This is a genomic window from Kitasatospora sp. NPDC090091, from assembly GCF_044747365.1.
In the GTDB taxonomy this organism is placed as follows: domain Bacteria; phylum Actinomycetota; class Actinomycetes; order Streptomycetales; family Streptomycetaceae; genus Kitasatospora.
Genome location: NZ_JBIVDY010000045.1, coordinates 1 through 16,557, shown reverse-complemented (window position 1 = coordinate 16,557; position 16,557 = coordinate 1). Strand labels below are relative to the sequence as shown.

Below are 16,557 nucleotides of genomic sequence, written 5' to 3'. Positions count from 1 at the left end.
GTGAGTCCGGGGGCGGGTTCGCCGTCGGCCAGGGCCTGTAGGCGGGTGAGGAAGTCGTCGCGGTGGTCGGCGAGGACGACCGCGCGGTGCTCGAATGTTGCCCGTTCCGTTGCCAGGGACCAGGCCACGTCGGTGAGGTCGAGCTGGGGGTTGGTCTCGATGTGGTGGTGCAGGCGTTCGGCCTGGGCGCGCAGCGCGGCGTCCGTCTTGCCGGACAGCACCCACGGCACCAGGCCCGTGGCGGGAGTCACCCCCTCCACCGGAGCCGATGTCTCCACGGCCGGCGCCTGCTCCAGGATCACGTGCGCGTTGGTCCCGCTGATACCGAAGGACGACACTCCGGCCCGGCGCGGTGCACCCGTCTGGGGCCAGGGGGTTTCCTCGGTGAGGAGGGAGACGGCGCCGGCGGTCCAGTCGACGTGTGGTGTCGGCTCGTCGACGTGCAGGGTGCGGGGGAGGATGCCGTGGCGCATCGCCATGACCATCTTGATGACGCCGGCGACGCCGGCGGCGGCCTGGGTGTGACCGATGTTGGACTTCAGCGAGCCCAGCCAGAGCGGACGGTCCTCCGCGCGTTCCTGGCCGTAGGTGGCCAGCAGCGCCTGCGCCTCGATCGGGTCGCCGAGCGTCGTACCGGTGCCGTGGCCCTCGACGGCGTCGACGTCGGCCGCGGACAGCCGCGCGTTGGCGAGCGCTCGCCGGATGACGCGTTGCTGGGAGGGCCCGTTGGGGGCGGTGAGGCCGTTGCTGGCGCCGTCCTGGTTGACGGCCGAACCGCGGACGACCGCCAGCACCCGGTGCCCGTGGCGTTGGGCGTCGGAGAGCCGCTCGATCAGCAGCATGCCCACGCCTTCACCCCAGCCCGTGCCGTCGGCGGCCGCCGCGAACGGCTTGCACCGCCCGTCCGTCGCCAGGCCGCGCTGTCGGCTGAACTCCACGAACGAGATCGGACTCGGCATCACCGAGACACCACCGACCAACGCCAGGTCGCACTCGCCCTGCCGTAGCGCCTGCGCGGCCAGGTGCAGCGCCACCAGCGACGACGAGCACGCCGTGTCGACGGTGACCGCCGGCCCCTCCAGGCCGAGCGTGTAGGCGATGCGGCCGGACATGACACTGGCCGCGTTGCCGGTCAGGGCATAGCCCTCGATCCCCTCCGGCCCGTCGGGCAGCAACGCGGCGTAGTCCTGGGACGACGCCCCGGCGAAGACCCCGACCTGCTGTCCCCGGACGGACGCAGGGTCGATCCCGGCCCGCTCGAACACCTCCCAGGACGTCTCCAGCAGCAGCCGCTGCTGCGGGTCCATGGCCAGCGCCTCACGCGGGCTGATCCCGAAGAACCCGGCGTCGAACTGCGCCGCGTCGTACAGGAAACCGCCCTCGCGCACGTAGCTCGAACCCGGGCGGTCGGGATCCGGATCGTACAGCCGCTCCAGGTCCCAGCCGCGGTCCGTCGGGAAGCCGGAGACGGCGTCCTGTCCCTCGTGCACGAGCCGCCACAGGGCCTCGGGGGAGTCCGCGCCGCCGGGGAACCGGCAGCTCATCCCCACGATCACGATCGGATCCTCGCCCGTGGTCGGAGCCGGGCCTCGCGTCGGCGACGGCCCCGCCGGCCGCACCGCCCCGGCGTCCGCCCCCAGGACCTCCACCATGAGGTGACGGGAGAGCACCTCGGGCGTCGGGTAGTCGAAGACCAGAGTGGCCGGAAGCCGCAGCCCGGTCAGGGAGTTGAGGCGGTTGCGCAGCTCCACGGCGGTCAGCGAGTCGAACCCGAGCTCCCGGAACGGCCGTCCGGCCGCCACCGACTCGGCACCCGTGTGGCCGAGTACCGCGGCCACCTGGGCCCGTACCAGATCCAGCAGCAGGCCCGAGCGGTCCGACTCCGTCCGGCCGAGCAGTCGCTGCCGCAGCTGGGAAGCGGCGGCCTGCGAGCCCGACTCGACCGCTCGACGCGCTGGTGTACGGACCAACCCGCGCAACAGTGCAGGAAGTTGGCCGGAACGCGCCTGGGTGTGCAACTCCCCGAGGTCGATGCGCACCGGCGCCACGACGGCGTCGTCGAGGGACCGTGCGCTGTCGAAGAGCGCCAGCCCCTCCTCGGTGGACAGGCCGGTCACACCGCCGCGCGACATCCGCCGTACGTCGGTGTCGCCCAACGCGCCGGTCAGCGCGCTGCGCTCGGACCAGAAACCCCAGGCGAGCGAGTGCGCGGGCAGGCCCTGGGCCCGGCGCTGCTCCGCCAGGGCGTCCAGCAGGGTGTTCGCCGCGGCGTAGTTGCCCTGCCCGGGGGCGCCCAGCACGCCGGAGAACGACGAGAACAGCACGAACGCGGACAGCTCCGAGTCCCGCGTCAGCTCGTGGAGGTGGAGGGCCGCGTCCGCCTTGGCCGCGAGCACCTGGCCGAGCCGCTCGGGCGTCAGCCTCTCGACGGTGCCGTCGTCCACTGCCGCCGCGGCGTGGACGACGGCGGTGAGCGGACGGTCGGCCGGCACGTCGGCCAGGAGCCGGGCCAGCGCCGCACGATCCGCCACGTCGCACGCCGCGATCGTGACGCAGGCTCCGAGACCGGTCAGCTCGTCGTGCAACGCCGACGCCCCCGGGGCCTGCGGTCCGCGCCGACCGGTGAGCAGCAGGTGGCGGACCCCATGGCGCAGGACGAGATGACGCGCCAGATGCGCGCCGAGCACACCGGTGCCGCCCGTGATGAGAACCGTCCCGCCGGCTGCGAAGGCGGGCGCCTCGCGGTCACCGTCCGCCGCCGCCACCTGCTGGAGGCGGGCGACCGACAACTGGCCACCCCGCAAAGCGAACTGGGGCTCGTCGGTGCGCAGCACCGCGGCGAGCACGGCGCCGGACAACGTGATCGCGGTGTCGGTGTCGGTGTCGGGGGCGGTGTCGACGGCGGGGGCGGTGGCGACGTCCAGAAGCGTCAGGCGCTGCGGATTCTCCGACTGCGCGGACCGCGCCAGACCCCACAACGGTGCGTGCACGAGGTCGGTGAGGGAATCGGTCGACCCGGTCTTCACCGCGCCGCACGTGAGTACCACCAGGCGGGTGTCCCGTAGCCGGTCATCGCCCAGCCAGCCCTGGAGTGTCGTCAGCAGGTGCTGCGCGGCACCATGCACCGCCGTCGCGGTGTCGGCCGAGTCGCCGCCGGCCGCCTGCGGCGACCCGAGGAAGGGAAGCACGATCACATCCGGCACGTCGCTGCCGCCCGCCGTCACTGCCTCGGCCAGCGCGGTCAGATCGGCGTAGCGGTCGACCTGCTCCAGGCCTTCGAACCGCAGCAGGCCCGAGGCCGAGCTGGAGTCCGCATCCGAGTCCGCGTCCGAGGCTGCCTTGGTGCGGCCCTCCAGTATGGCGAGCCGGCCCACCGCCTCCGCGACGGGCACCCCGGCATCGAGCGGCGCGAGCTGCGCCGGCGTCCACACCGTCCGAAACAGCGACTCGCCACGCCCGCCGGGCACGCCCGCCAGCTGCTCCTCCGAAACGGGCCGCAGCACGAGCGAGTCGGCCGAGGCCACCGGCTCCCCGGTGTGATCCGCGACGGCGACCCGGACTGCGCCCTCGCCCACCGGCGACAGCCGGACACGTAGCGAGGACGCACCTGTGGCGTACAACGACACGCCGGTCCAGGAGAACGGCAGCCCGACCTGCCGTGCCCCCTCCGCGGCACGCAGCCCGAGGGCGTGCAGCGCCGAGTCGAGCAGCGCCGGGTGCAGGCCGAAGCGCGTGGCCTCGTCCAGCTCCTCTTCGGGCAGGCCGACCTCGGCGAAGACGTCCTCGCCCAGCTGCCATGCCGCCCGCAGCCCCTGGAACACCGGCCCGTAGCCGTAGCCGGTCTCGGCAAGCCGCTCGTACAGGGTGTCCACGGGGAGCGCGACCGCGCCCTCCGGAGGCCAGACGGCGAGGTCGAACGAGGGAGCGGGAGCGCTTCCGGCCAGGACGCCACTGGCATGGCGGATCCACTCGCCGCCACCAGGTCCCGTACCGTCCTCCGCCCGGGAGAACACCGTCAGCGGACGGCGGCCGGTCTCGTCGGCTCCACCGATCGAGAGCTGGAGCTGAAGGCCGCCGGCCTCCGGAATGACCAGCGGTGCCTCCAGCGTCAGCTCGTCGACCCGCTCACACCCGACCTGGTCACCCGCGCGGATCGCCAGCTCGACGAAAGCCGTCCCGGGCAGCAGCACCGCGCCCAGTACGCCGTGATCGGCAAGCCAGGGATGGGTGGAGAGCGACAGCCTGCCGGTCAGCAGCACGCCGTCGGCATCGGCCAGCCCGACCGCGGCGCCGAGCAGTGGGTGATCGGCGGAGCTCAGTCCGATAGCGGCGACATCACCCAGAGTGGAGTTGGAATGGTCGAGCCAGTAGTGCTGGTGTTGGAAGGGGTATGTGGGCAGGTCGATTTGACTGACAGTCAGGTTGAGGGTGGTCCATGTGGGGGTGGTGCCGTGGGTGTGGGCTTGGGCGAGTGAGGTGAGGAAGCGGGTGGGGCCGGGTTCGTTGCGGCGCAGGGTTTCGACGGCGGCGGCGTTGGTGTCGGTGGCGGCGTTCTCGATGGTGTCCTGGATGGCGGTGGTGAGGACGGGGTGGGGGCTGGTTTCGATGTAGAGGGTGTGGCCGTCGTCGAGCAGCGCGGTCAGGGTCGCGTGGAAGCGGACGGTCTCGCGCAGGTTGGTGTACCAGTACTGGGCGGTGAGTTCGCGGGTGTCGAGCACTCCGCCGGTGACGGTGGAGTAGAACGGGACGGCGGATGCCTGGGGTGTGATGTCGTCGAGGAGGGTGGCGAGTTCGTCCCGGAGTTCTTCGACGTGGGTGCTGTGTGAGGCGTAGTCGACGGGAATGGCGCGGGCGTGGATGCCGTCCGTCTCGCAGGCGGTCAGGAACTCGTGGAGCGCGGTGGCGTCGCCTGAGATGACGGTGGAGGTGGGGCCGTTGACGGCGGCGACGGACAGGCCCGGCCAGGCCTTCAGTCGTTCGGTGACCTGGTCGTGGGGCAGTGCCACGTGTCCCATGCCGCCCTTGCCGGTGATGCGGGTGATGGTCTGGCTGCGTAGGGCGGTGATGCGGGCGGCGTCGTCGAGGGTGAGGGCGCCGGCGATGTGGGCGGCGGCGATTTCGCCCTGGCTGTGGCCGATCACCGCGGACGGCTGGACGCCGTGTGCCTGCCAGAGGCGGGCGAGGGAGACCATGACGGCGAAGAGGACGGGTTGGACGACGTCCACCCGGTCCATCGAGACCGCGCCCGGCAGGCCGCGGAGGACGTCGGTGAGCCGCCAGTCGGTGTACGGGGCGAGGGCGCGTTCGCAGGCTTCGATGTGCTCCCGGAAGACCGGGGAGACGTCCAGCAGGTCCACCGCCATGCCGGTCCATTGGGAGCCCTGGCCGGGGAAGACGAACACCGCCCGCCCGTCCTGGCTGGTCCTGGTGCCGCGCACCACACCGGGTGTGTCCTGGCCGTCGGCGAGCGCCGCCAGCCCCTCCAGCATGCCGGCACGGTCGGCCCCGAGGACGACGGCGCGGTGGTCGAACCGGGCGCGGCCGGTGGCCAGCGACCAGCCCACCTCGCCCAGCCCCACCGACTCCTCACCACGCGAGGCGAGGAACTCCCGCAGCCGCCCGGCTTGTGCCCGCAGCGCCGCGTCGGTGCGTCCCGACAGCACCCACGGCACCGGGCCGGTGGTGATCAAAGGCTCGGCCGCTGAGCCGGCAGCGGCGGAGTCAACGTCCGGCGCCTGCTCGATGATCACGTGCGCATTGGTGCCACTGCCACCGAAGGACGACACCCCGGCCCGGCGCGGCTCGCCCGTTTCCGGCCAGGGCGTCTGCTCGGTCAGCAGCGCCACTGACCCGCTGGTCCAGTCCACGTGTGGCGTCGGCTCGTTCACGTGCAGGGTGCGCGGCAGCACTCCGTGCCGGATCGCCATCACCGTCTTGATCACGCCCGCCACACCGGAAGCCGCCTGGTTGTGGCCGATGTTGGACTTGAGAGAACCGAGCCACAGCGGACGGCCCTCGGTGCGCTCCTGGCCGTAGGTGGCCAGCAGCGCCTGCGCCTCGATCGGGTCGCCCAGCGTGGTGCCCGTGCCGTGCGCCTCCACCGCGTCGATCTGGGCCGCGGTCAGCCCGGCGTTGGCGAGGGCCTGTCGAATGACCCGCTGCTGTGCCGGCCCGTTCGGAGCGGTGAGGCCGTTGCTGGCGCCGTCCTGGTTGATGGCTGAGCCGCGGATCACCGCCAGCACCTGGTGCCCGTTGCGGCGGGCGTCGGAGAGCCGCTCCAACAGCAGGACGCCGACGCCTTCGGACCAGCCGGTGCCGTCCGCGTCGGCGGAGAACGCCTTGCACCGGCCGTCCGCCGACAGCCCGCGCTGCCGGCTGAACTCCACGAAGGAGCCGAGGTTGGACATCACGGCCACACCGCCGACCAACGCCATGGCGCAGTCGTCCTGGCGCAGCGACTGGCAGGCCAGGTGCAGCGCCACCAGCGACGACGAGCACATCGTGTCGACCGTGACCGCCGGCCCCTCCAGGCCGAAGGTGTAGGCGACGCGGCCGGAGAGCACCGCTCCCGAACCACCCGTCAGCAAGTGCCCCTCGACCTCCTCGGGCACGGACGCCAGACCCGTTCCGTACGCCTGCGGGGACGCCCCGACGAATACTCCGGCCCGGACCCCGCGCATGGCCTCCGGGTTCAGCCCAGCCCTCTCGAACGCCTCCCAGGACGCCTCCAGCAGTACCCGCTGCTGCGGGTCCATCGCGACCGCCTCGCGCGGCGAGATCCCGAAGAAGTCCGCGTCGAACCCGGCGGCGTCGCGCAGGAATCCGCCCCCGCGCGCGTAGAAGGTGCCGGCCCGGTCGGGGTCGGGGTCGTAGAGGCCGGCCACGTCCCAGCCACGGTCTGTGGGGAAGTCGGCGACGGCGTCCCGGCCGTCGCGGACCAGCGCCCACAGTCCCTCAGGTGACTCCACGTCACCCGGATAGCGGCAGCTCATCGCGACGATGGCGATGGGCTCCTGATCGGCCTCGGCCAGCTCCCGCAGACGCTCGCGGGTGTCGTGCAGGTCGGCCGTCACCAGCTTCAGGTATTCGCGCAGCGTCTCTTCGTTCGCCATGACAGGACTCCCCGTGTTCTCTCTGATCTGGTTCGGTGGTGCGTGCGCGAAAGTTCAGGATCGGCCGAGCTGTTGGTTGATGAACGCGAGAAGCTCGTCGTCGTCCGCCGACTGGATCATCTCCTTGGTCCCGGCGGAACCGGAGCGGGCCGGCTTCTCGTCGAGGCGCGACAGCAGCGCCTTCAACCGCTTGGCGACGGTGGCGGGGGACAGACCGTCCAGAGCCCCTCCGGTCAGCGTCTCCTCCAACCGGTCGAGCTGGTCGGGCAGGGGCAGGGCGGCCGCCGCGCCGTCCTGGACCAGTTCGGTGCGCAGGTACTGCGCCAACACGCGCGGTGACGGGTGGTCGAACGCCAGCGTGCTGGGCAGTCGCAGGCCGGTGGCGGCGTTGAGCCGATTGCGTAGGCTGACCGCGGTCAGCGAGTCGAAGCCCAGGTCGCGGAAGGCTCGGCCCGGGTCGATCGCCTCGCCCACCGTGTGCCCCAGCGCCGCCGCGACGTGGTGCCGTACCAGGTCCACCAGGATCCGCTCCCGTTCCGCCTCCGAGGAGGTCGCGAGCTGCTGCGCCAGCGCGGGACCGGCGGCCGACGGGTCGGTACCGGCCACCGCCGCCGCCGTCTCGTCCAGGGCCCGCCGGACCTGGGGGATGTCTTCGATCAAGGGACGGGGACGTGCCGAGGAGAAGGCGGGAGCGAAGCGTGCCCAGTCGATGTCGGCAACGGTCAGCGTCGTCTCGTTGTGGGCCAGCGCGCGGTGCAGCGCCGTGACGGCCAGCTCCGGCGACATCGCCCTTACCCCGCGCCGCTCCAACTGCTCCTCGCCCGCACCCGAGACCATCCCGCCGCCGTCCCACAGCCCCCAGGCCACAGAGGTCGCGGTCAGTCCGGCAGCCCGGCGGCGCTGGGCCAGCGCGTCCAGGTGGGCGTTGGCCGCCGCGTACGCGCCGTGGCCGCCACTGCCCCAGACGCCGGAGTTGGACGAGAACAGCACAAAGGCGTCCAACGGCCTTCCCTGGTCGAAGAGTTCTGCCAGGTTCTCGGCGCCCGCGGCCTTCGCCGCCAGCGTGCCGGCCAGATCGGCCACGGTCGTCTCGGACAGTGGCGCCGCCGCGAGGGCTCCCGCGGCGTGGAAGACCGAACGCACCGGCGTCCCCCGCCCCTCCAGGTCCGCGACCAGTCGCTTCAGCGCCGCGCGGTCGGCGACATCGCAGGCCGCGACCGTGACCTGCGCGCCCAGCGCGGTGAGCTCCGCCGCCAGGTCCCCGGCCCCGGCCGCTTCGGGGCCCCGGCGACTGGTCAGCACGACGTGCTCGGCACCGCCGCGCACCAGCCAGCGAGCCACGTGCGCCCCCACCGCCCCGGTGCCGCCGGTGATCAGCGCCGTACCCTGTGGCCGCCACTCCCGCCCGACCGTGGAACCGCCGGCACCGGCCGGCACCAGCCGCCGCACGAACACGCCCGAGGGGCGCACGGCCAGCTGGTCCTCGTGGCCCGAAGCCGTGAGCGCCCCCGCCATCCGGGCCAGGGCCCGCTCGTCCATGGTGTCGGGCAGGTCCAGAAGCCCGCCCCAGCCCTGCGGATGCTCCAGCCCCACGATCCGGCCCAGGCCCCACACTTGCGCCTGTACCGCGCTCGCGAGCACATCGGTGCCACCCACCGAGACGGCGCCCCGGGTGACCAGCCACAGTGGCGACTCGGCGGCGGTGTCGCGCAGCGCTTGCACCAGTGCCAGGGTCGCGGCCACGCCGGCGGCGACCATCGGATGGTCCGGATGCGGCGACTCGTCCAGCGCCAGGAGGGAGATCACCCCACCGACGGTCCCGCCGCCGGCACCACTGACCACGTCGCCCAGGCGCGCCGCGAGGTCCGTACGCAGCGCCGCCGAGGCGTCCAGCTCCAGCAGGGTCACCCGCGCGCCGCGGTCGGTCAGAGCGCGAACGCACGCCTCCACCCAGGGGTCGGAGGCCGATGCGGACGGTACCGCGACCAGCCATGTGCCCGACAGCCTGGGCTCATTGCCGCGGTCGGGCGCCTGGTTCCAGACGATCCGGTATCGCCAGGACGCAACCGTTGACTCGTCGACCCGCTCGCCGCGCCAGGACGACAGGACGGGCAGGACTGCGCTCAACGCGCTCTTCTCGTTCTCGGCCCCGACTCCCAGTGTGCGCACGAGCTCGTCGAGGTCATGGTGCTCCACCGCCGTCCAGAACGTCGCATCGACGGGATCAGCTGCAACCGGACCGACCGTGGATGCGGCGGTCTCGGGCCAGTAGCACTTCTGCTGGAAGGGGTAGGTGGGCAGGTCGATTTGACCGGCAGTCAGGTTGAGGGTGGTCCAGGTGACGGGGGTGCCGTGGGTGTGGGCTTGGGCGAGTGAGGTGAGGAAGCGGGTGGGGCCGGGTTCGTCGCGGCGCAGGGTTTCGACGACGGCCGCGTCGGTGTCGGTGTTCTCGATGGTGTCCTGGATGGGGGTGGTGAGGACGGGGTGGGGGCTGGTTTCGATGTAGAGGGTGTGGCCGTCGTCGAGGAGGGTGGTCAGGGTTTCGTGGAAGCGGACGGTTTCGCGGAGGTTGGTGTACCAGTACTCGGTGGTGAGTTCGCGGGTGTCGAGGACTCCGCCGGTGACGGTGGAGTAGAACGGGACGGTTGACGCCGAGGGTGTGATGTCGCCGAGGAGGGTGGCGAGTTCGTCCCGGAGTTCTTCGACGTGGGCGCTGTGTGAGGCGTAGTCGACGGGAATGGCGCGGGCGTGGATGCCGTCGCTTTCGCAGGTGGTGATGAAGTCGTGGAGCGCGGTGGCGTCTCCCGAGATGACGGTCGAGGCGGGGCCGTTGACGGCGGCGATGGACAGGCCGGGCCACGCCGACAGCCGTTCGGTGACCTGGTCCTGGGGCAGTGCCACGTGTCCCATGCCGCCCTTGCCGGTGATGCGGGTGATGGCCTGGCTGCGCAGGGCTGCGATGCGGGCCGCTTCGTCCAGAGACAGGGCGCCGGCGATGTGGGCGGCGGCGATTTCGCCCTGGCTGTGCCCGATCACCGCGGAGGGCTGGACGCCGTGTGCCTGCCAGAGGCGGGCGAGGGAGACCATGACGGCGAAGAGGACGGGTTGGACGACGTCCACCCGGTCCAGGGGCGGGGCCTTCGGCAGGCCGCGGAGGACGTCGGTGAGTCGCCAGTCCGTGTACGGGGCGAGGGCGCGTTCGCAGGCTTCGATGTGCTCGCGGAAGACCGGGGTGGTGTCGACGAGGTCGAGGGCCATGCCGGTCCATTGGGAGCCCTGGCCGGGGAAGACGAACACCGCCCGCCCGTCCTGGCTGGTCCTGGTGCCGCGCACCACACCGGGTGTGTCCTGGCCGTCGGCGAGCGCCGCCAGCCCTGCCAACATGTCCCGGTGACTCGCTCCGAGGACGACGGCGCGGTGGTCGAACCGGGCGCGGCCGGTGGCCAGCGACCAGCCCACCTCGCCCAGCCCCACCGACTCCTCACCACGCGAGGCGAGGAACTCCCGCAACCGGCCGGCCTGCGCCCGCAGCGCCGCGTCCGTGCGCCCCGACAGCACCCACGGCACCGGGCCGGTGGTGATCAGAGGCTCGGCCGCTGTGGTGGTGGCGGTGGCGGTGTCCGCGTCCGGGGCCTGCTCGATGATGACGTGGGCGTTGGTCCCGCTCATGCCGAAGGACGACACCCCGGCCCGGCGCGGCTTGCCCGTTTCCGGCCAGGGCGTCTGCTCGGTCAGTACCGCCACCGACCCGCTGGTCCAGTCGATGTGCGGCGACGGCTCGTTCACGTGCAGGGTGCGCGGCAGCACCCCGTGCCGGATCGCCATCACCGTCTTGATCACACCCGCCACACCGGAAGCCGCCTGAGTGTGGCCGATGTTGGACTTCACCGAGCCGAGCCACAGCGGGCGTTCGGCGGATCGCTGCCTGCCGTACACCGCCGTGAGCGCCTGCACCTCGATCGGATCACCCAGCGAGGTGCCGGTGCCGTGCGCCTCCACCGCGTCGACGTGTTCCGCCGACAGCCGTGCCCGGGTCAGGGCCTGCCGGATGACCTGCTGTTGAGCGGAACTGCTGGGCGCGGTAAGGCCGTTGCTGGCGCCGTCCTGGTTGACGGCCGAACCGCGGATCACCGCCAACACCTGGTGCCCGTGACGCTGCGCGTCGGAGAGCCGCTCCAACAGCAGCATTCCGGCTCCCTCGGCAAAGCCGAAGCCGTCCGCGTCGGCGGAGAACGCCTTGCACCGGCCGTCCGCCGACAGCCCGCGCTGCCGGCTGAACTCGACGAACGACTGGAGGGAGGACAGGACGGTCGCGCCCCCGGCGAGCGCCAGGGAGCACTCGCCCTGTCGCAGTGCCTGGCAGGCCAGGTGGAGCGCCACCAGTGACGACGAGCACGCCGTGTCGACCGAGAACGCGGGCCCCTGGAATCCGAAGGTGTAGGAGATGCGGCCGGACGCGACGCTGGTCGCCGTGCCGGTGACCAGGTGGCCCTCCAGCTCCTCGCGCGCGGGTGAGGTCTCGGCGTCGTAGCCGGAGAAGAAGGTCCCGACGAACACGCCGGTATCACTGTCCCGCAGCGATGCCGGGTCCAGGCCCGCGCGCTCGAACGTCTCCCAGGAGGTCTCCAGCAGCAGCCGCTGCTGCGGATCCATCGCCAGCGCCTCGCGCGGGCTGATCCCGAAGAAGTCGGCGTCGAAGGCATCGGCATCGTGCAGGAAGCCGCCCGCCCGGGAGTAGAACGTGCCAGGGGCGTCGGGATCCGGGTCGTACAGCCCGTCGACATCCCAACCGCGGTTCCTCGGCAGGTCCGAGACGGCCTCGCCCCCGGAGGAGACGAGTCGCCACAGGTCCTCGGGGGAGCGGACGCCCCCCGGGTACCGGCAGCCCATGCCCACGACGGCGATCGGCTCCCGCTCCCTGGCCTCCATGTCGCGCAGCCGACCGCTGACCTCGTGCAGGTCGGCGGTCACCCGCCTGAGGTAATCGCGGAGCTTGTCTTCGTTCGCCATCAGTCTGTCACCTGTTCGAATCCATGAAGGGGGAGTGGTCAGAGGGGCCGCATCCGGCCCTGGGCCGGGCCGCGGCCCTGAGGCCCGGGCCTCAGGGCGCCGAGAGGCTCCGTCAGGACGTGCCGAACTCGTCGATGAAGGCGAAGAGTTCGTCATCCGACGCCGACTGGAGGCGCTTGGACACCGGTTGGTCGGCGCCCTCCGGCGCCGTCGCGGCCTCGGTCCACAGCGAGACCAGGGACTTCAACCGGCCCGTGACGGCCGAGCGCGCCTCGGCATCGGGCGCGATCGCGGCCAGCTCCTCGGGCGAACAGGACGCCAGGACCGCCTCCAGCCGACCGATCTCCTCCAGCAGACCGGCGGACGCGCCACCGAAGCCGGCGGGCTCCGGAGCGATCTCGGTCCGCAGCCGCCGGGCCAGCGCCCCCGGCGTGGGATGGTCGAAGACGAGCGTCGCCGGCAGCCGCAGCCCGCTGACCCTGTTGAGCCGGTTGCGCAGCTCCACCGCGGTCAGCGAGTCGAACCCGAACTCCTTGAACGAACGCTGCGCGTCGACCCCGTCGGCGGAGGAATGGCCGAGCACCGCCGCGATGTGGCCCAGGACCTCGCGCAGCACCATTCGTTCCTGCTCCGCTTCCGGCAGCCCCGCCAGCCGCTGCCCCAGCGGCGGCCCTTCCGACCCGGCTGCCGCACCCACCGCGGCGCGCCGCGCCGGGGCACGGACCAGACCCCGCAGCAGGGAAGGCACCGAAGCCTCGTCGGACCGGGGCCCGCCCTCCGCCAGCCGGAGTGCGACGGAGAGTGGATGCGGCGTGGCGAGCGCGGCGTCGAAGAGCGCGAGCCCCTCGTCCGTGGCCAGCGGGGCCATGCCGGCGCGGGCCATGCGGTGGATGTCGGTGTCGTTGAGGTGGCTGGTCATGGTGCTGGTGTCGGCCCAGAGGCCCCAGGCGATGGAGGTGGCGGGTAGGTCCTGGGTGTGGCGGTGGTGGGCGAGGGCGTCGAGGTAGGCGTTGGCGGCGGCGTAGTTGGCTTGTCCGGTGGCGCCGAAGATGCCGGAGGCGGAGGAGAAGAGGATGAAGTGGTCGAGGGGGAGGTGGCGGGTGAGGTGGTGGAGGTGGGTGGCGGTGTCGACTTTGGGGGTGAGTGCGCGGGCGAGGTGGTCGGGGGTTTGGTGGGTGAGGACGGCGTCCTGGAGTGCGCCGGCGGTGTGGATGACGGTGGTGAGGGGGTGCCGGTCCGGGACGGAGTCCAGAAGACGGCCCAGGGCCTCAGGGTCGGCGGTGTCACAGGCGGTGATGGTGACGGTGGCGCCGAGCGTGGTGAGTTCGGCGTGCAGATCGGCGGCACCGGCGGCCTCGGGCCCCGACCGACTGACCAGCACCAGGTGCCGGGCACCGTGGTCAGTGACGAGGTGCCGCGCCACCAGACTGCCCAGGACGCCCGTCCCGCCCGTGATCAGCACCGTCCCGTCGGGGTTCACCGGCGCCGGGACGGTCAGCACCATCTTGCCGACGTGCCGTGCCTGGCTCAGATGGCGGAACGCCTCCGGAGCCCGCCGCACGTCCCACACCGTGACCGGCAGCGGCTGGAGAATGCCCTGCTCGAACAGGCCGAACACCTCGGTGAGCATCTCCCCGATCCGTTCCGGACCAGCCTCGACCAGGTCGAAGGCCCGGTATGACACACCGGGGTGCGCGGCCGCGACCTCCTCCGGCACCCGGATGTCGGTCTTGCCCATCTCGATGAACCGCCCGCCCGGAGCGAGCATCCGCAAGGACGCGTCGACGAACTCCCGGGCCAGCGAATCCAGCACCACGTCGACCCCGCGACCCTGCGTGACCGCACCGAACGCTTCCTCGAAGCCCAGGTCACGCGAGGACGCGATGTGGTCGTCGTCCAACCCCATCGCACGCAGCGTGTCCCACTTGCCCGCACTCGCCGTGCCGAACACCTCGGCACCCCAGTGCCGGGCCAGCTGCACCGCCGCCATGCCCACACCGCCGGCCGCCGCATGCACCAGCACCGACTCCCCGGCCCGCAGCCCGCCCAGGTCGCGCAGACCGAAGTATGCGGTCAGGAACACCACCGGGACCGCCGCCGCCTGGGTGAACGACCAACCCGCCGGCATCGGCACCACCATCCGGTGATCCGTCACCGCCACGGTGCCGAAGCCGCCCGCGAGCAGCCCCACCACCTGGTCCCCGGGGGCGAGACGGGTCACCCCCGGCCCCACCTCCAGCACGACCCCGGCGGCCTCGCTGCCCATCAGCGCCGTCGCGTCCGGGTACATCCCGAGCGCGATCAGCACGTCACGGAAGTTCAGCCCGCTCGCCCGTACGGAGATCCGCACCTGCCCCTCGGCCAGCGGCTCGTCCACCGACGGACAGGGCACCAGCGCCAGATTCTCCAGCGTCCCCGGACCGTCGACCTCCAGCCGCCACGCGGACACCCCGGAGGGAGCCGCCAGCGCCCGCCCGACCTGGGAGGACCACGCCAGCCGAGGCACCCGGGCGACACCCTCGCGGATCACCAGCTGCGCATGCTCGGCGGCCAAGGCGGCCGGCAGCGCCGCGGACAGCGACCGCCAGGACGCCTCCTCGCCGTCGACGTCCAGCAGCACGAACCGGTCCGGGTTCTCCGACTGGGCGCTGCGCAGCAGACCCCACAGCGGGGCCTGCGCCAGGTCGACCGGCACGGCGGGCCCGCCCACGGCCTCCGCGACCGACACGGCGCCGCGCGTGACGACGACCAGACGGGAGGAGGCGAGCGCCTCCATACCGGCACCGGACAGCCAGTACTGCACATCGGCCAGCGCGCGCCGCGTCACGGAGTGGACTGCGGCGATCTCCCGCCGGGCCGACTCCCCGGCCGGCTCCCCGTCGGGGCCGGCCCCGGCCTCCGGGGCCCAGGACACGAACACCGCCGCCGGCGCCGGCGCGCCGGAAGCCACCGCCGCACCGAGCGCCTCCAGACTCCCGTACCCGGCCACCGGGACGGCCGCCGTCAGGGACTCGGCCAGCCCCGGGGCATCGGCGCCCACCACGGCCCACGACCCGGGCGCCACCGACGGCACGGTGCCGGTGGACAGCACGCTCCAGTCCAGCTGGAGCAACGACCGGTCGTTCGCGGAGCGGGCACCGTCCAGCTGGGTCGCCGACACGGGGCGCGTCACCAGAGAGTCGACCGAGGCGACCGGCTGCCCGTCCGGGTCGGCGACGGTCAGCGAGACCGTGTCCTCCCCGGCCGGCGACAGCCTGACCCGTAGCGCGGTCGCACCGGTCGCGTGCAGTGACACGCCACTCCAGGAGAACGGCAGGCCCACACCGTCGCGCCCGGCGCCCTCGACCAGGCCGAGGGCGTGCAGCGCCGCGTCGAGCAGCGCGGGGTGCAGGCCGAACCGCGCGGCCGCGGCATGGTCGTCCTCGGCCAGGGCCACCTCGGCGAAGATCTCCTCGCCCAGGCGCCACGCGGCCCGCAGCCCACGGAAGGCGGGACCGTACGCATACCCGCGTGCGGCGAGCTCCGGATACGCGCCCTCCACGGGGACCGGGGTCGCCCCGGCCGGAGGCCAGGACCGCAGGTCCGCAGGTGCCGCGTCACGGCCGTCGTCGGGCAGCAGCGTGCCGGTGGCGTTGCGCACCCACGGCTGCTGCCCGGCGGACGCGCCGCCCTCGGGACGTGAGTACACGGCCAGCGCACGACGGCCGGCGGCGTCCGCCTCGCCCAGGGACAGCTGAAGCTGAACCTCACTCTCCGGCGAGAGCACCAGCGGTGCCTCCAGCGTCAGCTCCTCGACCCGCTCACACCCGACCTCGTCACCCGCCCGGATCGCCAGCTCGACGAAAGCCGTCCCGGGCAGCAGCACCGAGTCCAGCACCGCGTGATCCGAGAGCCAGGGCTGGGCCCGCAGCGACAGCTGCCCGGTGAACAGCATCCCGTCCGCCTCGGCCAACCCGACGACCGCGCCGAGCAGGGGATGCCCGACGGCACCCAGCCCCGCCGACGATACGTCCCCGAGCGTCCCGGCCGGGGTGTCGGGCCAGTAGTGCTGGTGTTGGAAGGGGTAGGTGGGCAGGTCGATTTGACTGGCAGTCAGGTTGAGGGTGGTCCAGGTGACGGGGGCGCCGTGGGTGTGGGCTTGGGCGAGTGAGGTGAGGAAGCGGGTGGGGCCGGGTTCGTTGCGGCGCAGGGTTCCGACGACGGCCCCGCCGGTGTCGGTGGCGGCGTTCTCGATGGTGTCCTGGATGGCGGTGGTGAGGACGGGGTGGGGGCCGGTTTCGATGTAGAGGGTGTGGCCGTCGTCGAGCAGCGCGGTCAGGGTCGCGTGGAAGCGGACGGTCTCGCGGAGGTTGGTGTACCAGTACTCGGTGGTGAGTTCGCGGGTGTCGAGGACTCCGCCGGTGACGGTGGAGTAGAACGGGACGGTCGATGCCTG

Annotated in this window: 3 protein-coding genes; all 3 read right to left on the bottom strand. The window is 72.7% G+C overall.

Features of this window, described 5'->3' with window-relative positions; all coding sequences use genetic code 11:
* Positions 1-7,112, bottom strand: a 7,112-nt coding sequence (locus tag ACIPSC_RS38700; RefSeq protein WP_400835008.1) for a type I polyketide synthase, incomplete at its 3' end; no start/stop codon positions are given.
* Between the two features lie 54 nt (positions 7,113-7,166).
* Positions 7,167-12,122, bottom strand: coding sequence for a type I polyketide synthase (locus ACIPSC_RS38695; RefSeq protein WP_400835005.1), 4,956 nt, complete (start codon positions 12,120-12,122; stop codon positions 7,167-7,169).
* Positions 12,123-12,234: 112 nt separating this feature from the next.
* The coding region (locus tag ACIPSC_RS38690; protein WP_400835002.1) for an SDR family NAD(P)-dependent oxidoreductase at positions 12,235-16,557 on the bottom strand (4,323 nt) is incomplete at its 5' end.